Source organism: Pseudoalteromonas sp. AWM4_233 (assembly GCF_056158285.1).
This window is the reverse complement of the sequence record NZ_JBSWSZ010000001.1, coordinates 1,145,922-1,171,112: the sequence shown is the minus strand read 5'-3', so window position 1 is coordinate 1,171,112 and position 25,191 is coordinate 1,145,922. Positions and strand designations below refer to the sequence as shown.

At 41.5% G+C, this 25,191-nt stretch carries 22 protein-coding genes and 3 rRNA genes; 4 read left to right on the top strand and 21 right to left on the bottom strand.

The annotated features are described in order from the left end of the window. Positions 1-70: 70 nt before the first annotated feature. The 3 genes from ACXAC4_RS05125 to ACXAC4_RS05115 are packed head-to-tail and all read right to left on the bottom strand — an operon-like array spanning position 71 to position 1,994. Complete coding sequence (locus ACXAC4_RS05125) at positions 71-742, bottom strand: hypothetical protein (protein ID WP_475159520.1); 672 nt, start codon at positions 740-742, stop codon at positions 71-73. Continuing rightward, on the bottom strand, positions 742-1,485 hold the full coding sequence (locus ACXAC4_RS05120) for a hypothetical protein (protein WP_475159517.1): 744 nt from the start codon (positions 1,483-1,485) through the stop codon (positions 742-744). The genes ACXAC4_RS05125 and ACXAC4_RS05120 overlap by 1 nt, the downstream gene beginning before the upstream one ends. Positions 1,486-1,529: 44 nt before the next feature. Next, positions 1,530-1,994, bottom strand: coding sequence for a hypothetical protein (locus tag ACXAC4_RS05115; protein WP_475159515.1), 465 nt, complete (start codon positions 1,992-1,994; stop codon positions 1,530-1,532). A gap of 489 nt (positions 1,995-2,483) precedes the next feature. Here ACXAC4_RS05115 and ACXAC4_RS05110 point away from each other — a divergent pair, with 489 nt between their 5' ends. Next, entirely contained in the window at positions 2,484-2,963 is a 480-nt protein-coding gene (locus ACXAC4_RS05110) for a hypothetical protein (RefSeq protein ID WP_475159513.1), read from the top strand. A 76-nt stretch (positions 2,964-3,039) separates the two neighbouring features. Here the strand turns inward: ACXAC4_RS05110 and ACXAC4_RS05105 are convergent, their stop codons facing one another. Together ACXAC4_RS05105 and ACXAC4_RS05100 are read right to left on the bottom strand one after the other, a co-directional pair. Continuing rightward, a complete protein-coding gene (locus tag ACXAC4_RS05105; protein WP_475159511.1) occupies positions 3,040-4,131 on the bottom strand; it encodes an aminotransferase class V-fold PLP-dependent enzyme in 1,092 nt (363 codons plus the stop codon). Positions 4,132-4,135: 4 nt separating this feature from the next. Next, the gene (locus ACXAC4_RS05100) at positions 4,136-5,308 is read right to left on the bottom strand and encodes a PrnB family protein (protein WP_475159510.1); all 1,173 of its coding nucleotides are present in this window, start codon (positions 5,306-5,308) and stop codon (positions 4,136-4,138) included. A 139-nt stretch (positions 5,309-5,447) separates the two neighbouring features. Between ACXAC4_RS05100 and ACXAC4_RS05095 the strand changes: the two genes are divergently transcribed. Continuing rightward, positions 5,448-5,915 carry an Lrp/AsnC family transcriptional regulator gene (locus ACXAC4_RS05095; protein WP_475159508.1) on the top strand — a complete coding sequence of 156 codons (468 nt, stop codon included), beginning with the start codon at positions 5,448-5,450 and terminating at the stop codon, positions 5,913-5,915. 22 nt (positions 5,916-5,937) lie between these two features. Here ACXAC4_RS05095 and ACXAC4_RS05090 read toward each other — a convergent pair whose 3' ends face one another. After that, the gene (locus tag ACXAC4_RS05090; RefSeq protein WP_475159507.1) at positions 5,938-7,086 is read right to left on the bottom strand and encodes a hypothetical protein; all 1,149 of its coding nucleotides are present in this window, start codon (positions 7,084-7,086) and stop codon (positions 5,938-5,940) included. A gap of 555 nt (positions 7,087-7,641) precedes the next feature. Here ACXAC4_RS05090 and ACXAC4_RS05085 point away from each other — a divergent pair. After that, a complete protein-coding gene (locus ACXAC4_RS05085) occupies positions 7,642-7,857 on the top strand; it encodes a hypothetical protein (protein WP_475159506.1) in 216 nt (71 codons plus the stop codon). Between the two features lie 137 nt (positions 7,858-7,994). Here the strand turns inward: ACXAC4_RS05085 and ACXAC4_RS05080 are convergent, their stop codons facing one another. From ACXAC4_RS05080 to ACXAC4_RS05055, 6 genes are all read right to left on the bottom strand, one after another. Continuing rightward, positions 7,995-9,212: a hypothetical protein gene (locus tag ACXAC4_RS05080; protein ID WP_475159504.1), complete on the bottom strand. Its 1,218-nt coding sequence runs from the start codon at positions 9,210-9,212 to the stop codon at positions 7,995-7,997. Between the two features lie 65 nt (positions 9,213-9,277). Next, positions 9,278-9,982, bottom strand: a complete 705-nt coding sequence (locus ACXAC4_RS05075) for a PIN domain-containing protein (protein ID WP_475159503.1) — start codon at positions 9,980-9,982, stop codon at positions 9,278-9,280. A 94-nt stretch (positions 9,983-10,076) separates the two neighbouring features. Beyond that, the gene (locus tag ACXAC4_RS05070; RefSeq protein WP_475159502.1) at positions 10,077-11,255 is read right to left on the bottom strand and encodes a hypothetical protein; all 1,179 of its coding nucleotides are present in this window, start codon (positions 11,253-11,255) and stop codon (positions 10,077-10,079) included. A 55-nt stretch (positions 11,256-11,310) separates the two neighbouring features. After that, complete coding sequence (locus tag ACXAC4_RS05065) at positions 11,311-11,613, bottom strand: hypothetical protein (RefSeq protein WP_058029318.1); 303 nt, start codon at positions 11,611-11,613, stop codon at positions 11,311-11,313. Positions 11,614-11,625: 12 nt separating this feature from the next. Beyond that, complete coding sequence (locus tag ACXAC4_RS05060) at positions 11,626-12,066, bottom strand: hypothetical protein (protein ID WP_475159500.1); 441 nt, start codon at positions 12,064-12,066, stop codon at positions 11,626-11,628. 1 nt (position 12,067) lies between these two features. Then, entirely contained in the window at positions 12,068-13,063 is a 996-nt protein-coding gene (locus ACXAC4_RS05055; RefSeq protein WP_475159499.1) for a hypothetical protein, read from the bottom strand. Positions 13,064-13,179: 116 nt separating this feature from the next. Between ACXAC4_RS05055 and ACXAC4_RS05050 the strand changes: the two genes are divergently transcribed. Further along, entirely contained in the window at positions 13,180-13,437 is a 258-nt protein-coding gene (locus ACXAC4_RS05050) for a hypothetical protein (RefSeq protein ID WP_475159498.1), read from the top strand. Positions 13,438-13,486: 49 nt separating this feature from the next. Here ACXAC4_RS05050 and ACXAC4_RS05045 read toward each other — a convergent pair whose 3' ends face one another. The 9 genes from ACXAC4_RS05045 to pyrC form a co-directional block, all read right to left on the bottom strand. Next, on the bottom strand, positions 13,487-14,590 hold the full coding sequence (locus ACXAC4_RS05045) for a hypothetical protein (protein ID WP_475159496.1): 1,104 nt from the start codon (positions 14,588-14,590) through the stop codon (positions 13,487-13,489). A gap of 31 nt (positions 14,591-14,621) precedes the next feature. Continuing rightward, positions 14,622-15,443, bottom strand: coding sequence for a lamin tail domain-containing protein (locus tag ACXAC4_RS05040; protein ID WP_475159495.1), 822 nt, complete (start codon positions 15,441-15,443; stop codon positions 14,622-14,624). Then, positions 15,440-16,078, bottom strand: coding sequence for a glycoside hydrolase family 19 protein (locus ACXAC4_RS05035; RefSeq protein WP_475159493.1), 639 nt, complete (start codon positions 16,076-16,078; stop codon positions 15,440-15,442). Before ACXAC4_RS05035 ends, ACXAC4_RS05040 begins: the two co-directional genes overlap by 4 nt. Positions 16,079-16,327: 249 nt before the next feature. Next, positions 16,328-16,441, bottom strand: a 5S ribosomal RNA gene (rrf, locus tag ACXAC4_RS05030). 93 nt (positions 16,442-16,534) lie between these two features. Continuing rightward, positions 16,535-19,415, bottom strand: a 23S ribosomal RNA gene (locus ACXAC4_RS05025). Positions 19,416-19,671: 256 nt separating this feature from the next. Beyond that, a 16S ribosomal RNA gene (locus tag ACXAC4_RS05020) occupies positions 19,672-21,204 on the bottom strand. Together the 16S, 23S and 5S rRNA genes form the textbook arrangement of a ribosomal RNA operon. A gap of 492 nt (positions 21,205-21,696) precedes the next feature. Next, positions 21,697-23,436: a DNA repair helicase RadD gene (gene radD / locus ACXAC4_RS05015; RefSeq protein WP_475164055.1), complete on the bottom strand. Its 1,740-nt coding sequence runs from the start codon at positions 23,434-23,436 to the stop codon at positions 21,697-21,699. Between the two features lie 56 nt (positions 23,437-23,492). Then, entirely contained in the window at positions 23,493-23,801 is a 309-nt protein-coding gene (locus ACXAC4_RS05010) for an H-NS histone family protein (RefSeq protein WP_130255726.1), read from the bottom strand. A 185-nt stretch (positions 23,802-23,986) separates the two neighbouring features. After that, a complete protein-coding gene (gene pyrC / locus ACXAC4_RS05005; protein ID WP_138483834.1) occupies positions 23,987-25,027 on the bottom strand; it encodes a dihydroorotase in 1,041 nt (346 codons plus the stop codon). Between the last annotated feature and the right edge of the window lie 164 nt (positions 25,028-25,191).

Sequence of the window (25,191 nt, the reverse complement as noted above, 5' to 3'; positions counted from 1 at the left end):
TTTGAAGCGAAGTACATTGAATTATTTACATGAAAAATTCAATGTACTTGCTAGAAAGTTAGTTTTTAGTTCACGAGTTGTTTTTTTCTTTCCAAGTGACTACTGGTCTAAAAATATGCTTAATCACATCAAAGTACTTTGTCTTGTCTTCTAAATTCGGCGCATGCATATCAAGACCGATTAAGTGATATTCAAAAGCCTCATCAATTGGATCGAAATATTGTACTTTTAAACTCATCACATCCCGATATTCAACAGCACTACTCGCAACAATCACCATTTGCTGCTTAACACCATGCCAATGTGCATATCCATTTTCTACACGCGTATTAAAGTCAATAGGGTGAAGTACTACTAACTGTTTAAAAGTAGGCTGCTTTTTTTGCATTTTTTTATGCGTGCTTGTTAAACCAGCTAATAAAACCTCTACCTTCAACTCACCCGTTTTGTGATTAAATGCTCCCCCCTGCTCTATGATGAAGTCATCAAAGTGATTCTGCAGCTCATTATAGTGATTGCTAAGGCTATAATGATTTGAAAACTCAGCCATATTGTTATTAAAGGCTTCTTTATAAAGCGCTTTAATACCGGTATTGGCCGTTGGTAACCACACATAAGCAATATCATTACTTTTAGAAGTTTGCCCAACCAAAATTGGCTCTGTAACAACAGCTGGGTCACTGTTATACATTGACTTACAACCAGTCAGAGCAAATACAAGCATCATCAATAAAACACGCATTACTTTTTACCTTTATGCTTTTCAAGTTCAAGCAAAGCAAATTGAATTGCCGAATCAAACTTAGCAGTATCTTTAAAGATTTTATCTTCAGCTTTCACTTCTATCTCGCCATCCCCATTAAATTGAGCAACAAGTTCAATACCACCAGCACCAATGCTCAACAAGTTGTCTTGCTCGTCACGAAAGCGAATGTAAACTCGGCTACCAGGTACATAACCTTGTTTACCTTGCATAAAAGATAAAATGGCATCACCCGTGCTAGCAGAATCGGACAAATAAGACTCTTCTTGACCATGCCATCTCGCAACTTTACCTAGAAAAATATTATGAGTGAAATGCGCTCTCACAACGTCCACACCCATAAACATAAATGCATCTATGCCCAATTCAGCCTTAGTTTGAGTTAATGCTTGTTTCCAGATGTCATTTCTAAGGTTTTCATTTTCTTGACCGGTTAATGGATCATAGAGATTGTCTGCGCTATCTAGCAGTTGGTGATATGTTTTATAGACTTGACTCGCATCTATCACTGTGAAGCCTTTCTTAACAAGCGCAGCTTTGATTGGGGCTTGTAAATGTGACTTTAAATGTGCTTTATGTGCTTCAAGCCCTTCCTCAACATAAAAACCTGCATAGCCGATAGTCTGATATTGTTGTTTTAGTTGAGCTGTATTTAAGTAAGTTGGGCTTGATTTACAGCCTGCTAAAAACAACACCAATATAAAAGATAGTAATAGTCTCATGGTTTCCTGACTCATTATTTTAGTTATAGGTTAATACTTTTAAACTAAAGAAACGTGATCCCTAGCTCAGAGTAATTAGTAAATCGAAGTGTTTTGTATTCACTACCGCCAACGTTTGAACGCCAATTTATTCTCACCTGCTCCCCAACTAGGCTGCTATCGACATAAAACACTAAGTAAGTAGCATTTTTCGGTAGCGTAAACTGAGTTTTGTAAAACAAGTTTCCTTGCATATCGAGCGTCGTTGGCAAGCCACTCTTCCAAGCTTCGTAAGGTTTAAGTGAGGAAATTAATTTCTTATCACTATCATAAACTTGTAGCAACGGATAAACAAAGGTTGCGTTATTTACAAACAACCCATTGGCATAGCTAAATACCTGCACAAAACGACTGTTTTCAGGTTTTTCGATTGCTAAAAATGGGCTATTAAATGACCCAAATGATCGAACGCTTTGCTTTTTCAAATCGTATATTATTTGCTGCTTTCTGGGTTGTTTTTCAAAGTTCATTTCTGTGACGTTTTCACAACACACAGGCCGTATTGCTAAGTGATTAGAATCGGTTTTAGGTGCATTAGCACAACCGCTTAAAAGCAAAACAAAAATTAAAATGAGGGAAATACGGTACATGATTAGGAATTATTATTATTTTCGAAGGATATTAAGTCTTGCTCTATATAGATGCAAGTGTGACTTTGAAAGAAGTTTACCATTGATTGCAAATCATTTTGCTTTATAAGCCCGATATTAAAGGCGAACGACACACTTCAAATACGCTCAATGAATATAAAGCAATTTGTATTCATTCAAATTAAGCTTTTAGCTATTTGAAAAATTATAAATAGATTATCTAAACAGGTTAGTTCCTATAAGCTTTACAAAAGAGCAACTTGAAAATAAGATGCTATAAAAACGTTGCAAAATAGTTTTTTATTTTTGCCACATTTAGCGTTTTTACTTTTTCAAAAGAATTGAAAACTTAATAAGGAAATTTAAATTATGCAGTATAAAAATAAAATGAAACATGCCATATCTACTGCCATTTACTGTATTACATGTTTTTTCACATTGAATGTAAATGCGACTAACTCGTTTAATGAATGGTACGATTATGGTGCCTCATGTGTCTTTAAGGTAAAAGAGACTCCAAGTGGAGTATGTTCGGGATTTAACTTGGTCGAAGGCCCAAAACTTTATACTATTATCGTTTCACGTACAAAAGAAATCACGGTTGGAAAACTCCCAGAAGAGGATTTTACAGATACTTTTACTGGACTAACCACAATTAGACCAGAACATTTAATCAACGATGAAACAGTAAAATTCAGCGTTAAGCTATTACTTCGAGAAGCACATATTTATAAAGCCTTTCTAGATAATAATTTTCCGGGTCAATGTAATATCGATTTTTCTGGAAACGCAACTCAGCTTATCGCTGATACAGAGTGTAAAGTTCAGGCTGATTTTTTTAAGGCTTAATACGTTTAGCATCTAAGCCATTAGCGAGTACTAATGGCTTTATAGTAAATTTCTCGGTGCAATACTGAAAATTTATCTAGAGTATATTCACAAGTCTCATAATATCCTTTTCGTCATTGTAAATATGTGGTGAAACACGCAGTCCATGCGATCTGGCATCTATGCTTATTCCATCTTTATCACATTCAGTTAAAACTGCTTCTATACCCATTGTCGGATTTATAATCACAGTCCCGCTGCGGTGATTTCTATCGTGGGGTGAAACCACTTGTTCGCCCAAATGTTGGATCAGTAAGTCTATTAAGTATTGATTATGCTTCCTGAGCTTATCACCAAGCTTAGAAAAATAGTCAATGCTGTGCGAGGCAAAAGCAAAAGGGGCAACACTGGGTGTACCGCCCCAGAACTTTAAAGCGCTATCGTGATAAGCAAAGTGGTGAATATCGAACTCAAACGGGTTTTCATGTGAAAACCAGCCTACATCTTTTGGCGCTAATCGCTCAATATGCTTCTGATTAAGCCATAAATAGGCCGCTCCTGGGCCACCACATAGCCACTTAACGCTTGAACCAATCATAAAATCAGCATCAAGCTTATTTAAATCTAAAGCTATAACTCCTGCTGATTGCGCAACATCAATAATGCTTAAGGTATGATTGGCTTTAGCAAGCTTTACAATGTCATTGACTGGCGCGAGCTGCCCGGTATTTGAGTAGGCTTGACTAACAAAAACTAAATCGACATCGGCAGTTAAATGTTGCTGCCAAACGTTAATTTTCGTGATGTCTTCATGTTCGGGAATATAACGAATTATCGCCCCGTCAGGGAGTGCCTTTTGCATCGCAAATCCCATACTTGGGAAGTCTTGCGCACTCATTAAAACAACACTGTTTTCGTTTAGCTCAGGTAAAGCCATAATGAGTTTTGTAAGTCCACTCGATAAATTAACTTGTGGGCAAAACTGCATAGATGATGAGTTAAAAAGTCGGCCCAACGCTTGTTGAAACTCAGTAATAATAGCCAGCCAAGCTTGCCAAGGCTCCCTGCCCGAATCTTGCCATGGTGATAAATAGCTTTGTTTAAAGTGGGTTTCGGCACTTTTTAGTGGTCTTCCAACCGAGTGATTCAATAAGTACGCTTCACTCGGTAATACAAAATCTTGTTTCATCTGGTTATCTGCTTAACGTGGCTTTGAGTTTTTGAATATCGTGATAACGAGTAAAAATGTCCTCTCGCTGATTGGCAGCGCGACGGTCTCGAAGCTTTTCAAGTGAGCCAAGTAAGACTGACAGTGGCGGGCCGCTGGCTGTTACTTTATCTAGGTGTTGCTCTGCCATTGAGTCTGAAGGCTGCGCAATATACTTTTCAACCAATTGATTATGATGCTGGATAGCGCCTTTTCCATGTAACTCGCACACTTCTAAAAATAACGTCACATTCTCTTGATACCAAGAAGCGCTGTGCTGACTTTCAAGGTTTAAAAATGAATCCATCAAACTTGTGCGTCGCATACAATCACGCAAAATTTGCTGATCTTCTGGCATCATATATAAGAATTTATCCACCAGCATTTGCGAATAACTGGGCTCGTTGGCCACACATAATCCGAGCAGCATATCAATCACATTAATACCTGCAAAGTCTCCAGCATTGGCACCACGATAAACCTGAGAACCCACTCTATGTGGTTTGTAATAAGGTCTTACACAGTAAAAAAATCGGTCGGTGTCGAGCTTATAAAACAACTCTTGGTTAGAGTCAATCACATCTTGTAGCGCATATTTAGCAACTTTTAATAAATCGCCCGTGATTGGGTGCGATACGCCCAGCGGTAAGATTTTTAACAAAGCGTCAGCAGCGCGTTTATAGGCCAGAATGCCTTTAGTGTTGTAATCGACGAAGGTTTTTTCGTCTGCGAGATCGGTAAAGCGTTTATAAACGCCATTTACCGCTGTGTTATGTGTCGTTAAATGTGCGGTGGCAAAGCGCGGCGTGACCCCTATCGACGCGCCAATGTGCATGGCTAATGTAGATGCTTCAACTAAAGGAGAAGTTCGCTCTCGGCTTGGCTCTGTTATTTCATGGCGTCTGCAAGCCGCCATATATAGACCAACATTGCCGAGTAAATCAAAGGCATTATCGAACCCTTCATCGGTATTACCTTCAGCGACTAAAGCTTTGATCAACTCTGTGCCTTCACTCTGCAATTGTTGCTTTAATGCTTCACCGACATGTTCGACATTCGCTTTGTCTTCTTGCTGCCAATACAAGGTTTCGAGTTGTGAGTTTATCTCGCAGAATGAACTGCGGATCCAAACATCAAACTCTCGTGTACACACTGTCATAATTTTTTATTCTTATTGGTATTGATAAATTAATAGTAGCAGTAGGCTGTGATAAAAATTCACCAATAAACTTGATTATTCCGCCCTCAATGAGTGATATTTAATAAAATAATAATTAAATTTAGCGGAATTAACCAACATGCGTGTTGATAGTAAAGATTTAGCCATTTTAGACCTGTTACAGTATCGTGGCCGAATGACAACCACTGAAGTGGCACAACAGGTTAATTTATCTGACACCCCTTGCCTTAGAAGAATAAAAAAACTTGAGCAAGAAGGTATTATTAAGGGCTATCAGGCCATTCTAGACCGAGAAAAGCTTAACCTATCGATTTTGGTGTATGCCCTAGTCAGGCTAAACGCCAATACTGATAAGCTCGCCGATGAGTTTGAAAACGAAGTAGAAGCCCTTGAGCAAGTAATGGAATGCTCGGTGATCACAGGCAGTTATGATTATTTGTTGAAAATAGTCGCCAAAGATTTAAGCCACTACGAAAGCTTCGTAAAAAAATCGTTGGGACAGATCAGCAGTATCGCAGCGATTGAATCCACCGTAGTGTTAAAACAGACTTTCTCGCGCAATCAGTTGCCTTTGAAAACGCCGTAAAAATTTTCGACTAATTAATAAGTTACTGCATTTGCTTTGAGGCCACTTCTTTTAGTTTATCTAAAATGACTTTTTGGTTTCGATTATCGACAAAGGCAATTTGGTTTGAACTGAATACATTTTGCTGAGTGTCCATCGCATACATTTGCACGCGCCCTGTGCTGCCCCAAAAGGTGTTGATCAATGCCTGATCTTCACTCGGAAAAGAATATAGCTCTAATGAGCGATAGCTCAACATATTGGTAGAAGATGGTAGTAACTCAGATTGCTCTGAGTAACGTTGCTGCTCTAGGCGAATATCAACATAGTTGTTATCACTAATTTGCACTCGCATCAGTGCTAAAGGCCGTAGCGATGTGCTCGCTCTACCTGAGTTTGACACAACGGCGTCCACAGTAAAAAACGTATTTTGCTCAAACTGCTGACCTTTTAGTTTTTGTAATTGTGTTTCGATATTACGAATATCATCTCTTAAACGCTCATGGCGATTATTCGATTCGCGGATCACATCGGTTATATCTTCTTTTACATCATTAAGCAGAAATGCCAATGCCGACAGATTGAGTGCAGGCTCTGCTTGGGCATTAAATTCCATCTGCGAATAATCTCGTGTAATGGCTAACACTTGGTTCTCAAAATACTGCGCTTCGGCGTCATCAATGTGATTACTCAAATCCCAGCTTTTTAACTCGCTGACACGAAACTCATCCAACGGGTACTGTTGATTGGCGGGGTCTAAATAAGCGTCTATTCGCTCTATGCTTTGTTGTAATTTCGTTTTTGTGATTGAGATATTTTTAAGGTCTTGTTTTGCTTTATCATAGGCAGTAAATAGAGTGGCAAGAGAGAACTCAGGAAAGTCAATTTTATCGCCCCTTTGTCCCAAGTGATTAAATTCATACAACAAGTTTTCAGGAATGTATGGCTCTAGCATTTGTAGTTCATCGGTATCAAGAGCGACCTTAAAATGATCCGATTCAATTCGACTGATTGAAGTAACCTCAATAGCCACCTCGGACGTTTCTACAAAGTAAATTTGCCACACGGGTACTGCAGCCGCAGACACAACCCCAAGCCCTCCTAGCACAAGCCCCTTTAAATGGCTTTTAATTTTGTCTAATAACCCTGTTTTTTGGGTTTGCTTAGTCTCATTATTTCCTTTATCGATCATGATTTAAGTACCTTTTAAATACACGAAGCAGGTTGAAAAAAGACCGCTCAAAAGAGCGGCCAAACCTGCGTTTTGGGAAGTGCCAACAAAGGCCGCATCCTTGCGTGGAACGAATTCTGCTCATGCTGAATGTCGCTACTCCTTTAACTGGTTGGAATGCTATTGTGTGCTTAAGCCATCAAGATGAATCGGGGAAACTGATTGAATTTACAGACTAACTTCTTAGCCGTTAGCTACAATTTTTACAGAACAAAAATTGACCTTGTTGAAGCCTAATGTTAATTTTAACTTTTAATTAACACAAATAAGGAAAGTTATGAAAATACGTTTAAAAAAGTCCAGCCTCAAAAGCCTCTCGACAACAAACACTCTAAACATACAGCAAACGCCTCAAGTGCAAGGTGGGGGTGTAAGACCGAGCTTCTATACTTTTTGTAATACCTTTGAATACAACTGCCATGGTCAAGAAACTTTTCGTGATTGCTTAAGTGCCAAGCCTTGCTTTACCGATCATATTCAAGCTTGTTATTAATCTAATATATAAAAGGACATTTTATGAAGAAGTTAGTTTTAGCCTCTATTGCAACCGCAACAATTGCACTCTCATTTTCTGCCGTAGCGGGCTACTGGGATTTTCGCATCTATAACTATGTTGATGAAAACGGTAAAGTAGTTGGCACGTTACACTTTCCTTGTTTTAATCGACAAGCAGTCATTACTGGTGAAACCACAAAAAACAAGGTGCTAGTAGAAGCGGGCACATGCCTTTAATTCTTAATTTAATAGGTAGTGTCGAAATGACACTACCTATTAAATTAAGAACATATCAATCATCACTTTAAAACTCGGTACAAACATATAAAGGGTTAAAAACAATAACCAGAGCACAATCAATAATTCAAATAATCTCATACTGCTCTCCAAAGCGCTAAGTTGCCTAAGGACTGCTGGGTGTTAAAAGCACTTAAGCCTTTACTGGCGAGTTGTCTGGCTAACCAATCACAATGATAGTTCGCTGCCAAATTTAATTGGTAAAACTGGCTTTGCTTAAAGCCATTAAGATTGTGAATAACAAACTCTTTGTCACCGCCCGCTAAATTCTGTGCTTGGTCTAATAAATACGAGGGCCTTAAAGCTAAACCATAATGCAACAACCAAGGCGACTTATCTAAACTTGTGCTTTGCTGCTTATATGAAATGGCTTCAGTGATAAGCGTTAACCAAACAGGTTCGCCACTCTGTTTTCGATTTAACTCCTCTAACCTTTGCTCCAACTTCTTAAAAAACTGACAGTTCCCTGTCTGTAAGCTAAATAATTCCCAAGGCGCTGTTTGCGGCATGGGCCTGTTTTGCTTGAAGCTATAAATGGCCAACCAGGCATTCAACCACGCATGCAAGAGTGACTGGGTTGAATGAGGAGCAGACCAACTTTGTTGCAATACAAACAAACGACAGCCAAGCAATGCCAAAGGCGCAGAGCGCACCAAGTCGTGATAACGCTGTTTGTAAATCACATCATTGATGGCTTTGTGAATGAATTTACTGTTCTCAAGTGGCTTCAATAACGACGGTACATCGTCAGGTTCCGAAATCGCTTCTGAGTCAAATATCTTGCTCTGAACTTTCTGCGCTTGAAGCTCATATTGCGTTTTTAAGCTTTGAGTTTGCTGCAAGGCTCTATGGGCCAAACGCTGCTTAAAGTGATGCTTTAAATCCCCTCCCCCTTGCCAATCTACGTCGGTCAATGGGTTATAAAAACACTGTGTTTGTGCAAATTGCGTATTTTGTAGTGCTAAATTACTCACAGAAGTACTAGAGCCCACTTTACACAAGGTGACTTTACTCGATGCTGAGCACTCGCTTTTTGACGAAGTTTCCATCGCAGGAAATGCCTCAAATGCTAAAGCACAGTTATTCGGTCCATAACGCAGTTCTGACTGACCTTTACGGGTCACAATTGGCTTAAAATTGTAGTCGTTGAACTGCCAAGATTCAGTCTGCTCAGAGTTAGCGAACTGCTGGCTCGTCCCGTAACAATAATAGGCTAACTCTCTGGCATCATTTAAAGGCATACCCGCCATGATCCCGGCTACAAGCGTTGCGTAATAATGAAATTGCTGATCCATAGAAATCCTTTTAGGCCGCCTCTGACTCAAAAGTTACTTCTAAGTGCTGGCGGCGCTAGCCGTTATTAACCGTTATATCCAATCGCAACGGTATCTGGGTTGCTACTACGCAGCGATTCTACAAATCTATTAAGCACTTGATCTGCCGTATCTTTGTCTATTGGAGGTTCATTGATATAAGGGTCTAGATCGCTACGAATATGACCACCAGTTAAATCATCTTTTTGACGTTGTACCACGATGGCGTTTATGGCTTGGCAAAACGCAAATGGATCGGTTTTACAATAAATACGATGCTGCTGTGCCACCTTGCTACCTTGCTGATAACGAGGTGCGCAATACGACACCATATAAGGCTGCACTGTGGGGTCAGTACCAACAATATCTGCACATGAAAACAACACAAAGTCTGTCGACTTAAACTCGTCCATCACTTGATTACACATAGGTAAGTCGCCTTCGACGCCTAAGTTGTAATCACAGAAGAAGACATCAATCCCCTTCACTAGGTGAGACAGCATGGTGTTGAACGCACTCTGCACATTGTCTGGGATTTGATCGTCTTCAGGTAGCAAACTGAACTCTTTTGATTCTACGGTTATGGCACTGCGCCAATGTGCCAATAACTCAGGGGTATCACGTCCATCTCTATCTTTGTAGGCGACCTTATAGCCGTTATCAAACAGCTCTTCGACTTCAGGTTGGTCGGTTAAAAATGCGAACTTGCGGCCATCTGCTGCAACGCAAGAGCAAAAAACTAGTTTAGTCATTCAGAAAACTCCATGATTTATATGTCATTTGTGTCTGAATGAGTTTAAAAATATTCCAATTAAGTCACTTGGGTTAAAAGCCTAATTAGTCAGGCTAAATTACACTTTTAACTAGAGGTTGACGGAGCCATGTTTGCCAGTGCTGTTGATGCGCAACTAAGCATTCATTTAAGAATTCAAGAGACAGGGTGCAAGGAGCGTAGAAAAAGTGGTTAGGAGCCGAGCCTTTCAATTCATCAAGATAACCTGCTTGTGTGAAAGTGCTCAACGGCTTAAATAGCGATTTGCTTTTTCCCTTACGCATGAATTGTACAAAGGCATAATCTTCATCTTTAGCTTGTGCGGCTAATGCCAGCAAAGTATTTAAGCTAATTTGCTCTTTTGCTGACTTGGATATCAATCGCGCTATCATCTGTTCAATAGACCATGCTTGCGCCTCAGTGAATACATTTTGTTGATAAGCATGTAGCAAATGAGCAAAAGTCAGTGATTGAATATTACTGGTTTGTTTTAAAAGAGGCAGAACCTTATCTCGATCTGCTTTAATGACAGTGTTAAGTACCTCCCTCGGACTACTTAACCAAAAGGTGAGTTCTCCCAGGCTTATCTTCAACTTTTCTGCAATAAGCTGAGCTGTGATATTTACTTGCTCTGTTGAATCTTCACTAGGCGTGGTATTAAGTTTGTGTTTTAACTCTTTACTCAGTTTCTCATCTGGTTGCCCACCAAAGCGAGCTTGTTGAATATCTTTATGTGGCATTCCAAATTCAGATTTATAAGTTTGTTTTTCCAGCTGACTTTGCTCGTTTAACTCTACCTTCTCTGGTTCTGGCCTTTCTAGTTGTTTGTCATACTGAGCATTTTGAACTTCATCGGTTAGTGAACGTGTTCCGTCGTTATCACTATTACAAACAGAACTCATGGCCTCCGAGGGTAAACTGCACAACATAGTGGGTATTTGTGCGACATAGAATGCATAGGGGTTTGCAGCGCTGTCAAAATATGCCAGTGGTGCGTCTGTTTCAACTGGTTGCTCTGCATCACTAATATCATTTTGCTTTTCTAGCACCAAACCATCTTGTGGCTCTTGTGTTAAATCTCCTTCAACATGCGTTTTCTCAGCTTCTAATGCATCGTCTTTTTTGAGGCTAGAAGATTGGCAGTCATCAATTGCTGAACGCTGGGTTATTCTTACTACTCTGATAGGCGCAAACTTAAATGGTCGAATGATCCTGACTCTAGTCGCTTGCTGGCGCTTTTTTTTATCTGTCATTGTGAACTCCTCACCATCGAAGTGCATAACACTTCGACGGATACAACATCATAACTTAACGAGCTAGTGCAGAGGTTAAACATGACATGGCGGCGTTAATAGCTTTTTGGACCGTCGCTTTTGCTATAATTTCTAAAGTGATAAGTTCAACTTCCAAAATCGCTTTTTCTCGTTCTAGCTCAGCTGTGAACTCATCTTCATTTATCTCGCCATTTAATTTAGCCTGCGCTAAAGCTTCAATCGATGCTTTCTGCGCATTCAACGCTTTTTGTAAAGGCCCTGACATTTGTTGTGCTTCGTCACCGACGACATTCAAGGCGGTGTCTAACATCTGTTTGTATAAATCATTTATGTTCATAAGGTTGTCCTTTTATTGCTGTTTTGCTTGTTCGCCACGGATCATGGCAAGAAAAAGTCGCTGATACTGCTGCTTGCGCGTTTTGATCAAAAAATCTGAAATACTGTTTACTTGCTGATGCTGCTGTTTATCTTGCAGCCAAAGATTTTGGGTTATCTCCACCTGCTTGGTTGTTAACTCATTTAATTCTCTGACTTTTTGACGCATAAGCAGGGCTGATAACTCAACTTCAATATTGAGATATGTACTCTGACTAAAGTGAAAGGTGCGCTTCTCTTTTGGCAGCTCACTCAGCTGTACGTAAAACCTATCGACTTTTTTAGCGACATCCATGATCTGCTGCTCAGTTTGCCTATCAAAATTTGATACCATTTGCAGTGCACAGCCTGAGGCCATGCTGAGAATCAACAAGCTTCCGATAACTACCAATACTTTTAACCAAGACTTAACCATATTACTTCTCCTCATTGCGGATTATCTTTGCTAGGTACTGACTGAGTAACTGCTGAAAATCAGTACTCGACATAGAGGGTGAGCTCGCGACTTGTTGCTGAATTGCCATAAGCTCCTGTGAAAGATGCGCTTCATACTCAAGCTGCTCAGACTTAAATTGATTTATTAAACCCTGTTTGACGGTCTCTAGATCTTCTGGCTGTTGCGGTGAAATAAACGACTGTGCGGTATCAACAATTCTATCTAAAATGGTATAAACCAAGTTAGCCGAAAAGCCCCCCACCAAAGCCATGGTAATTTTCAAAGCAGCATGACTCATTCCACCGCCCATACCCGTGCTCTGCTCTGCGGTTTTGGCTACAGCATCTAAATTAATAGGAATAAGCTGAGTCAAAATAATGCCCGAGATTAAGCCAACCACAAATCGAACCCAATAAGAGCTCTCGTATTTGGCATCAAAACATCCTGCTGTAACATAGCTGTTTGCCTTAAATAAGGCTGAGAACGAAGCGCCAATGGCCGCAGAGGCAAGTAATATCGCTTGCACATACAAAAGGCGAGCACCTTCCATATCAAACATGCTGGCCACCATATTATCGTTGTTAATATATGATGACAGGCTCAAGCTGATTAACGTAACCAAAGAGATGATTGCCACCAACATCATCTTGCGTATAAGCGGCACTCTGCCTAAAAACAAGAACCATGTCTGTTTTTCTTGCTCTTGGGCCATCATTAAAATTGTCTCAGGCATTGCTGGCGCAACGAGTTCAGCTAACTGATTATGTGCTTTTGTTAAACTGGCAATATCTATGGGAGTTTGCTCCTGTTGGAGTTGCTCTACCAGCTTACTTGGCACAGCTAACCCCTTTTGCAAAGCAAAATGTGCCATAGCTTGACCTTGTTTGAGCAGCTTCTCATGAAGATCTGTACTATTGTTTTCAAAGACATTTGGCCGTTCAAAGCCCTCAGCCTCAAAGCTCTTTGCATGTTCCATGATGTTCCTTACTTGTTTTAGAACGTAAATTGAAAGTTTAAATGTAAAGCAACTTAAATAAGAAAACTCGGTGACATTAACGCAATTAGAATCGTGTTATTAACTGGGTTTTGAATATGTATTTCAGACATGCTGGAGGAGAAAGTAAGGAGATAATAATGAGCCAAAAAGCATTAATAAGTGCAATTGTTTGCACACTAAAAGTCTATAAACCCAAAAAGATTAAACCCAAGTTCAAAGCCAAACACTTTAGCCAAAAACAAAAAGTGCAAGCTTGCTTAAAAGGGTCATTAGTTGGACTTGTTACGCTAGGAAAACTTAAACAAGAGCAAGATAAATTAAACCAGCAACTTGCCGCTTTCTTTGACAAGTAGCCAGTTTAAATGACAAGGGTTAGATAGTTTCAATTTATCCAACCCTGTCTTACTTAGGTTGAGGGGTCGTTTGATTTGGCTCGAGTTGTTTACGAATATTAGCAATCGCTTTGTCCATCATCGCAAACAATATCTCCACGTGATAGCCCATCAGAAAGGCTAAAGCCATAGGTGATAATGACGCACCTAAACCTGCCTCTTCAGGTTTAAAGAACCAACCAACAATCATGCCAGCCAATGAGCCAAGGGGTAACCTTAAGCGATAACGTATTTCATCATCATAAGTAAATGTAAGAGATTTTATCTCTCGAAGAAGATCTCTAAGCACAAAGATAAATGCACCGAGTAAGCCATAGAGCAAAGGCAGAATATAACTTTGCAACACATTTAAAATAGAGTCTGAAAATAAGTCGTGTTCGAAGAAGGTTAGCTGAGACAAGTAATGGGCTTGCTCTAGCTGAAGCTGCTGTTGTTTTAACTTCAGTTCAGGGTCGTTCAAGCTCAATTGCTCTGCCCTAAGCTGAAAAGATAACTGATTGTAATCAGGTAAATTTGGGTTAAAACTAAACCCCAACATCCAAATGCTGTTCCAAGACTTTAACAGGCTATAGTTCGCATCAAACTGCTGCTCAAGGGTCTCTAGCGCCTGATTAAGTTGTGTGTACTCATTCGCAAGGCTGTTTGCAGGCAGTGTTTCCAACTTGAGTGTAAGCCGCGCTTTTTCAGTAAAGGCATGCTTTAAATTGCTATTTAGGTTAGCTCCGAATAAGTAGTACACCTGAATAATTAACAAAGAAACAAGCGCCAATAAGGCATGACGACGATACCAAGCAACTGCACTTTCTGCTTTTGTAGGTGCTCTTTTTTCAGCTCTCTCATTTGGTATAACTGATTGAATACTTTCAACTGTGACTGGGTGAACAGCTTTTGATAATGCATCATAGTTCAAAAGGAATAAGGTTTCGTCTTCAACCTGCCAAGTACCGCTCTGGACCTTAAACTTAGCTTCAACAACATTTTTGGCAATACGCTCATCTAGCTCAATGGCGCCCTCTCGAGACATATAATTGAGTAACTGCAAAGCATCGTCGACTAGGGTGACAATATCTTGGCTGGGTTTATTCACTATTTGCTCTGGTTTTTTCTTTCGCATTAATAAACTAAGGGGCACTTAGCCCCTCCCTCTATGCATACGCATATTCTGAAACCAATACTTTTTGATAATCGAATAGCCTGCCAACATCACCGTTATTATTCCAAATTGCTCTGTTGCTATTAAATGAGAACCCACCTGTCGACTCATTAATCTGATTGGTATAGACCCTAAGCTCTGAATGAGGCATAAGCTTGCTACATACTGGGAATTGAAACCTCTGTCCCCCATTAGAAGTAATTTCCCAAAGGCTCAGATCAATAATATGATTGCCTAAATTGCCGATCTCTATATATTCATCGGATTCTTTCTTCGGGTCATTACCGTCAAAAAAGATATGTGTGATCCCAACATTCTGATGTGCATCTCGGCCATAAGCATAACAACTCACCAGATTACTTTGATTGTCATAAAGAGAAACCGTATCCCCTTTATTATTTAGAATGGGTCGGCGACTATCAAAGCTATAGGCATTTTCACGATTGGTATAAACACGGATAACATCTTGTGGAAATAGCAAAGTGTGTTTGTTGAAATCATAATCTTGCCCTTCAGAGCCCGCATTCAATCGCCAGCCTGATAAATCAATAATAGAAGGTCCTAAGTTACTTATTTCAATATACTCATCTTCGAAAGACGCAAAGCCAGCATTTACTGCACTAATCTGTACTTGGACTGAACTAAAGAGCGCAAAGTTAGTATTCCACCAAGTAGAAAATGGATCAGGCTCTTTTTTTACAGTATCTAATTGTGCAGTCAGCAACTCACTTAACTGCTGCCAAGTACGAAGTTTGTCTTTACTGAATACAAGAGATTGTGCTTTTTCCAAGTCATCTAAAGTGAAGTTACTCATACATCCGCTCCTTGAATTTCAAGATACTGCTTTGCTCTATTAAGAAACTTGGCCCGCTCTTCAAGACCATGGTAACCACCATTTATGCGCTTCGTAATCGACTTTAGGTCATCCTGATCTGCATACTGATTTAGGTGACGACTATGCCAAAAATAACATGCAGTCATCACCGCCGCATTTGGATCGTTTGCCAGACCATCTGGTTGCTCAACAAGCGGTAAGCCTATGGCATTCCCACAAGTCCGATAGTTTTCTTTGCCTGTTAACTGTATTAAGCCTCGCCCCCGATATTTCCAGCCATCACCAGAGCCTATATCACCGTTACCCATGCGATTTGCATACACAACATTGGCAATTTTCTCTGGGTTACGTGCATATTGTTCTGCAATATCATCGGTTTGAAAGTATTTACCGAACACTAATCGCAATGCTCTGGCACTATAGTTTAGGTTTTCAACCTTATATTTGAACTGACCACTTTCATGAGCAATTTGCGCAATGAAATGTGCAACACGTAACGGGGTATTAATATCAAAAGTAGCTAATCTGTTTTGGATAGCTGATAAGTAGTGTTGAATGTCGCTGTCTTTAGCCTGAGGCATAATATGACGCAGCATGTCGAAGTCTATATTCATCACAGTTTCCTTGTTTTAATGGATGTTATTACTATGCCTGAGCTAAATATTTGGACTCAGTGAAAACAAGGATAGAATCGGGTTAATAGTGCAAAAGGTTACCGACAGTGAAGCAGTGCAAAGTTAATGACAGCGAGCAAGGCGAATACATTTGCTTTGCGCAAGGTGAAGTGAACCATTTTATATATTGCAGAGGGACTTAAAGCAAAAAAGCCCGACTCTTTCGAATCGGGCTTTCTCTAAATAGGTGCTTGGCAATGTTCTACTTTCACATGGGAAACCCACACTATCATCGACGCTGTTTCGTTTCACTTCTGAGTTCGGCATGGAATCAGGTGGTTCCAAAACGCTATGGTCACCAAGCAAATTTGGTTAAAATCTGGAAAAATCTGATAATTTCTAAAACTTCTACTCTAGTTCATATTAGCTTCTGAGCTAAAACCACTTTGGCGTTGTATGGTTAAGCCTCACGGGTAATTAGTACTGGTTAGCTTAATGTATCACTACACTTCCACACCCAGCCTATCAACGTTGTAGTCTCCAACGGCCCTTCAGTTAACTTAAAGTTAAAGTGAGAACTCATCTCGAGGCTCGCTTCCCGCTTAGATGCTTTCAGCGGTTATCGATTCCGAACGTAGCTACCGGGCAATGCAATTGGCATCACAACCCGAACACCAGCGGTTCGTCCACTCCGGTCCTCTCGTACTAGGAGCAGCCCCTCTCAATTCTCAAACGCCCACGGCAGATAGGGACCGAACTGTCTCACGACGTTCTAAACCCAGCTCGCGTACCACTTTAAATGGCGAACAGCCATACCCTTGGGACCGACTTCAGCCCCAGGATGTGATGAGCCGACATCGAGGTGCCAAACACCGCCGTCGATATGAACTCTTGGGCGGTATCAGCCTGTTATCCCCGGAGTACCTTTTATCCGTTGAGCGATGGCCCTTCCATTCAGAACCACCGGATCACTATGACCTACTTTCGTACCTGCTCGACGTGTCTGTCTCGCAGTTAAGCTGGCTTCTACCATTACACTAACCGTACGATGTCCGACCGTACTTAGCCAACCTTCGTGCTCCTCCGTTACTCTTTGGGAGGAGACCGCCCCAGTCAAACTACCCACCAGGCACTGTCCACAATCCCGATAAGGGACCTATGTTAGAACATCAAACATACAAGGGTGGTATTTCAAGGATGGCTCCATGACATCTGGCGACGCCACTTCAAAGCCTCCCACCTATCCTACACATGTAGGCTCAATGTTCAGTGCCAAGCTGTAGTAAAGGTTCACGGGGTCTTTCCGTCTAGCCGCGGGTACACAGCATCTTCACTGCGATTTCAATTTCACTGAGTCTCGGGTGGAGACAGCGTGGCCATGGTTACACCATTCGTGCAGGTCGGAACTTACCCGACAAGGAATTTCGCTACCTTAGGACCGTTATAGTTACGGCCGCCGTTTACCGGGGCTTCGATCAAGAGCTTCGCCTAAGCTAACCCCATCAATTAACCTTCCGGCACCGGGCAGGTGTCACACCGTATACGTCATCTTACGATTTTGCACAGTGCTGTGTTTTTAATAAACAGTCCCAGCCACCTGGTCACTGCGGCTCCCGTCCGCTTAGAGAGTAAATCTCATCACAGATAGGAGCGTACCTTCTCCCGAAGTTACGGTACAATTTTGCCTAGTTCCTTCACCCGAGTTCTCTCAAGCGCCTTAGTATTCTCTACCTGACCACCTGTGTCGGTTTGGGGTACGATTCGAAATAATCTGAAGCTTAGAGGCTTTTCCTGGAAGTAGGGCATCATCAACTTCACTACCGTAGTAGCTCGTCTCGACTCTCAGCCTTAGCGACCCGGATTTTCCTAAGTCACCAGCCTACAGCCTTTCACATGGACAACCAACGCCATGCTTGATTAGCCTGCTCCGTCCCCCCATCGCAATTATTCCAAGTACGGGAATATTAACCCGTTTCCCATCGACTACGCTCTTCAGCCTCGCCTTAGGGGTCGACTTACCCTACCCTGATTAACATGGGATAGGAACCCTTGGTCTTCCGGCGTGCGGGTTTTTCACCCGCATTATCGTTACTCATGTCAGCATTCGCACTTCTGATACGTCCAGCATGCCTCCCGGCACACCTTCAGCCGCTTACAGAACGCTCCCCTACCCCGCATACAAAGTATGCAGCCGTAGCTTCGGTGGTATGTTTAGCCCCGTTACATCTTCCGCGCAGGCCGACTCGACTAGTGAGCTATTACGCTTTCTTTAAAGGATGGCTGCTTCTAAGCCAACCTCCTAGCTGTTTTAGCCTTCCCACATCGTTTCCCACTTAACATACACTTTGGGACCTTAGCTGACGGTCTGGGTTGTTTCCCTCTCCACGATGGACGTTAGCACCCACCGTGTGTCTCCCGGATATTACTTTACGGTATTCGGAGTTTGCAAAGGGTTGGTAAGTCGGGATGACCCCCTAGCCTTAACAGTGCTCTACCCCCGTAAGTATTCGTCCGAGGCTCTACCTAAATAGATTTCGGGGAGAACCAGCTATCTCCCGGTTTGATTAGCCTTTCACTCCAAGCCACAGGTCATCCCCTAACTTTTCAACGTTAGTGGGTTCGGTCCTCCAGTTGATGTTACTCAACCTTCAACCTGCCCATGGCTAGATCACCGGGTTTCGGGTCTATACCTTGCAACTCAACGCCCAGTTAAGACTCGCTTTCGCTACGGCTACCCTAAACGGTTAACCTCGCTACAAAATATAAGTCGCTGACCCATTATACAAAAGGTACGCAGTCACCCTCGAAGGGCTCCTACTGCTTGTACGTACACGGTTTCAGGTTCTATTTCACTCCCCTCACAGGGGTTCTTTTCGCCTTTCCCTCACGGTACTGGTTCACTATCGGTCAGTTGGGAGTATTTAGCCTTAGATGATGGTCCACCTATATTCAGTCAAAGTTTCACGTGCTCCGACCTACTCGATTTCACTTTAGATAAGTTTTTGTGTACGGGACTGTCACCCTGTATCGTCAAACTTTCCAGAATGTTCCACTAACTACACTAAAGCTTAAGGGCTAGTCCGATTTCGCTCGCCGCTACTTTCGGAATCTCGGTTGATTTCTTTTCCTACGGGTACTTAGATGTTTCAGTTCTCCGCGTTCGCCTCGTTAACCTATGTATTCAGTTAACGATACCTGCAAGCAGGTGGGTTTCCCCATTCGGAAATCCTAGTCTCAAGCGCCTCTTACTGGCTTGACTAGGCTTATCGCAAGTTAGTACGTCCTTCATCGCCTCCAACTGCCAAGGCATCCACCGTGTACGCTTAGTCACTTAACCATACAACCCAAAATGGTTTGTATCGTCAAAGACAGTTTTAACTTCGCCAGAAGTTAATATTGAATACTAAAGTAGACGCTAATAAACAATTTAATGTTTATCGGCATTGTTTTACTTTTGAAAACTCTTTCTAGAATTTCTTCTAAAAGAATTAATTATCAGCTTTTCCAAATTTTTAAAGAGCAATATTAATTAGCTATAAAGCTAACTAACAATCATCTGTGTGGACACTACGAACAAATCTGTTCTAAATCGTTAAGGAGGTGATCCAGCCCCAGGTTCCCCTAGGGCTACCTTGTTACGACTTCACCCCAGTCATGAATCACTCCGTGGTAAGCGCCCTCCCTAAGGTTAAGCTACCTACTTCTGGAGCAACCCACTCCCATGGTGTGACGGGCGGTGTGTACAAGGCCCGGGAACGTATTCACCGCGGCATTCTGATCCGCGATTACTAGCGATTCCGACTTCATGGAGTCGAGTTGCAGACTCCAATCCGGACTACGACGCACTTTAAGTGATTCGCTAACTCTCGCGAGCTTGCAGCACTCTGTATGCGCCATTGTAGCACGTGTGTAGCCCTACACGTAAGGGCCATGATGACTTGACGTCGTCCCCACCTTCCTCCGGTTTATCACCGGCAGTCTCCTTAGAGTTCCCGACCGAATCGCTGGCAACTAAGGATAGGGGTTGCGCTCGTTGCGGGACTTAACCCAACATCTCACAACACGAGCTGACGACAGCCATGCAGCACCTGTATCAGAGTTCCCGAAGGCACCAAACCATCTCTGGTAAGTTCTCTGTATGTCAAGTGTAGGTAAGGTTCTTCGCGTTGCATCGAATTAAACCACATGCTCCACCGCTTGTGCGGGCCCCCGTCAATTCATTTGAGTTTTAACCTTGCGGCCGTACTCCCCAGGCGGTCTACTTAATGCGTTAGCTTTGGAAAAGTTGTCCGAAGACCCCAGCTCCTAGTAGACATCGTTTACGGCGTGGACTACCGGGGTATCTAATCCCGTTTGCTCCCCACGCTTTCGTACATGAGCGTCAGTATTGACCCAGGTGGCTGCCTTCGCCATCGGTATTCCTTCAGATCTCTACGCATTTCACCGCTACACCTGAAATTCTACCACCCTCTATCATACTCTAGTTTGCCAGTTCGAAATGCAGTTCCCAGGTTGAGCCCGGGGCTTTCACATCTCGCTTAACAAACCGCCTGCGTACGCTTTACGCCCAGTAATTCCGATTAACGCTCGCACCCTCCGTATTACCGCGGCTGCTGGCACGGAGTTAGCCGGTGCTTCTTCTGTAAGTAACGTCACAGCTAGCAGGTATTAACTACTAACCTTTCCTCCTTACTGAAAGTGCTTTACAACCCTAAGGCCTTCTTCACACACGCGGCATGGCTGCATCAGGCTTGCGCCCATTGTGCAATATTCCCCACTGCTGCCTCCCGTAGGAGTCTGGACCGTGTCTCAGTTCCAGTGTGGCTGATCATCCTCTCAAACCAGCTAGGGATCGTCGCCTTGGTGAGCCATTACCTCACCAACTAGCTAATCCCACTTGGGCTAATCTAAGGGCGAGAGCCGAAGCCCCCTTTGGTCCGTAGACGTTATGCGGTATTAGCAGTCGTTTCCAACTGTTGTCCCCCACCCTAAGGCATATTCCCAAGCATTACTCACCCGTCCGCCGCTCGTCATCTTCTAGCAAGCTAGAAATGTTACCGCTCGACTTGCATGTGTTAGGCCTGCCGCCAGCGTTCAATCTGAGCCATGATCAAACTCTTCAATTAAAAGTTTTTGAATCCGAAGATTCGTGCTCAATGAATTCTGTATAAATTGACTATATAGTCACTCATAAGAAATTGAGACTCTAAATTTTTTTGCTCCTGAATCAAGAGCTGTTAGAACCCAATCTGTACGAGTGCCCACACAGATGATTGCTTCATATTTTTAAAGAACAGTGCAACTAACGCTTAGTTAGTTACCGCAGCCTTGCTGCGAAGTGGAGCGCCATAATAACGACTTCACTTTTTATGTCAACACTTAATTTTAAAAAGTTTTTAAAGTTAAGTTTTATTTGACTCAACATCGTTTTGATTTGCTTTTCAGCGTCTCGCCCCGTGTCAGTGGGTGCGCATTATAGGGAGAAATTAAAAGTGCGCAACCCTTTTTTTAAAGAAAAATGCAAAAAACCAACTGTTCGCGTATATTTTGAACGAAACACCTATTTTCATATATATTTAGGCTATAAAACATACAAATATGGCGTTCTGTTTGAGGGTTTAAGACTTATCCGCGACTCTATAGCTACCTTCATAATCAAATAGCTTTTCATTTACTTGCCAACCGTACTTCTTATGTTGGTTTGCAATCACAAAGTCTGGTGCTTTTAATTGGTACGCATATTGTTGAACTACCGAAGCCTGCTTAAAGTTAATTGGAGAAGAGACACCAGACACACGTTTTGCGTATTGCTTATTAAAAACGTACACACTTTTACTGTTATTAAAGTCATACACCTCACTACAAGATGCGCCGTCTTCATCAAAGTAAGTTACTTTTATCTTTTCATTGGCCAGAGTTGTAATAGACAAACCACTACAACGTAAAACCATAGCGTTTTTGAGATTCAGTGCCGCTCTCAATTTATCATCCGGATCAGCCATAATAGAATGACATTGATGACATTGCCTCGCTGCTATGTCATTTTCAGCCCCACATTCATCACATTCTTTAAATTTAAAGCGGTAGTCACATTGTTGCTCTTCTTCGCCATTATCTAGTAATCCCTGACAACGGCGGCCAAAATGTTCTATGACTTTGCCTTGCTCATCTGTTTTGCCCCAGAATATATTTGCAAAGCCACAACCAGGACAAAGTACTTGAACCGGTTCATTATCTGAACTTGGTTTTTTAGCCCCCACTTCAGGTTGGAACAAATCAAACTGATTACCTGCAAAGTCCATAACGAGACAATCTTTTTTGTCATCAGCAAGCCGTAAACCTCGTCCAACTATTTGTTGATACAAACTGACGGATTCGGTTGGTCTTAATATAGCGATAAAATCAACATGGGGGGCATCGAAACCAGTCGTCAGAACGGATACATTTATAAGGTACTTTATTTGTTTGTTTTTGAAGTTCTTAATAATGGCATCACGCTCTGCCTGATGGGTATCACCAATCACCAGTGCAGCATCACTTTGCGGCAAGTACGAAAAAATTTCTTTCGCATGCATAACCGTGGCAGCGAAGATCATTACACCTTTTCTTGAAGTGCTTTGCTCTATCACATGGTCGATGATGCTTTTTGTCGCTCGGGTTTGGCTATCTAACAAACTATTCATTTCTGTTTCACTAAACCTGCCAAAATTATCTGTTGTCAGACTCGAGAAATCATAATGTTTTATTGCCGGATCAACTTGTTTAGGCGGCGTAAGGTATTTATTGCTTATCATATACCTTAAAGGTAGCTCGAAAATACACTTCTTAAATGGAGAGTCGCTATTACCTCTGGCAAAGCCATGATAATGATGTTGATAGATCCAACCCATGCCTAAACGATATGGTGTCGCGGTTAAACCTAACACCTTTAAACTCGCGTTATGTTCTTTCAAAGCTGAAATGACTTTGCCGTACTGACTTTTATCATCCCCATTTACGCGGTGGCATTCATCAATAATGACTAAGGAGTATTCTTCATTTAATTGGTCGATATTTTTGGAAAGCGATTGGACACTGGCAAAGGTGACTTGATGAATAAGTGACTTTTGTTTTAAACCTGCTGAGAAAATACTCGCTTGTAGCCCAAAACTTTTATATTTTTCACTATTTTGCTCTACCAACTCTTTTACATGAGCTAAAACAAGAATTTTTTTTCGGGCAAGTCTAGCCAACTCTGCAATCACAAGACTTTTACCTGCACCTGTTGGTAAAACGATTACTGCTGGGTCGTTGGTTTTCTTAAAATGAGAAATGGTATTTTGAACAGCTTCTTGCTGATAAGGTCTGAGCGTGTAAATAACTAACCTCTAAAACAAATGAGCAGGCTATAAGCCTGCTCACCTAAAGACTAAACTTAAATTACTGCGTATTGTTGCAGGTCAACATCAACAAATACTTTAGGACGTTTTCCACGACCACTCCATTCAAATATCTCACCGTCTTTCTCCATGCGATATTTAATGGCTACTTTACTGCGTTTGTCAGTCGGAGCACTTTCAAGCAAATCCTCAACAGTCAGTCCTTTATCTTTAATTAAAGCTAATACTTCTGCTTTTGCAGCTTCCTGCGCTTTTTGTGAGGCAATTGCGTCGTTTATTAATCCAAGTGCTTTTTCTAACTCACTAACACTTGCAGACTTAATAAATGATTTTATTTCTTTCATTGCCTTCTCTCAAATATTTAATTTCTATTTAGCTTAGTTGTGTATTTTAAATCAATTACACACTCATATTAATAGTATAAATATATTAAAAACTTGCAAATATTATATTTGTTACGAAATATAATTGCACAAAAAAACGCGCTTAATGCGCGTTTTAGAGATTACAAAAAATAGTTAAGTTATATTTAAACTACTTTCCAGTCGATTTCTGCACCCGCTTTAATAGGCACAACATCTGCATCACCTAGTGGGTAACTGTCAGGCACCTGCCAAGGTGACTTCTCTAGCGTGATGGTATCGCTGTTTCTAGGCAAACCATAAAAATCAGCACCAAAGTGACTAGCAAAGCCTTCTAGCTTATCTAATGCATCTACTTCTTCAAATGCTTCAGCATATAACTCAATTGCTGCGTGAGCAGTATAAGCACCCGCACAACCGCATGCTGCTTCTTTCTTATCTTTGGCATGAGGCGCAGAATCAGTACCTAAGAAAAACTTAGGATTACCACTTGTAGCAGCTTTTATTAGTGCCTGTTGATGTGTATTACGCTTAAGAATAGGTAAACAATAATAATGAGGGCGAATACCACCAGCTAACATATGATTACGGTTATAAAGTAAGTGGTGGGCAGTAATAGTAGCAGCTACATTGTCAGAAGCTGCTTCAACAAACTCAACCGCATCTTTTGTTGTGATGTGCTCTAGTACAATTTTAAGTCCAGGGAAAGCATCAACAACTTTAGATAGTTTTGTTTCTAAAAACACTCTCTCTCTGTCGAAGATATCGATTGAAGAGTCTGTTACTTCACCATGCACTAATAACAACATGCCCACTTCTTGCATTGCTTCTAATGCAGGAAATACATTTTCAATGTCAGTAACACCTGAGTCTGAATTGGTCGTTGCACCAGCAGGGTAAAGTTTTGCAGCGAAGATTTTACCTGTCGCTTTTGCTTTTCTGATTTCTTCAGGAGTAGTTTTATCTGTTAGATATAAAACCATAAGAGGCTCAAAATTGCCTTGTGGCTCTGCAGCCATAATACGATCACGATATGATAATGCTGTATCTGTACAAGTTGCAGGTGGTACAAGATTTGGCATGATAATGGCACGCCCCATGTAACGGCTCACATCACGGACGGTATCTTTTAACTGCACACCATCACGAAGGTGAATATGCCAATCATCAGGTCTGGTAATTGTTAAGGTAGTTGCTTTACTTGTCATTGCTTATTTCCGCTCCTCAGTTTGCTCGATCATAGGCACTTAGCCTTATCTAGTAAAGTTTTTAGGACGAAATACTCCCAACTTCTATACACTCATTTACAATCAAATTCGTTAATAACCCTATTTTATTATGTCGTTTTAACGACAAGTAGGTTAACGTATAG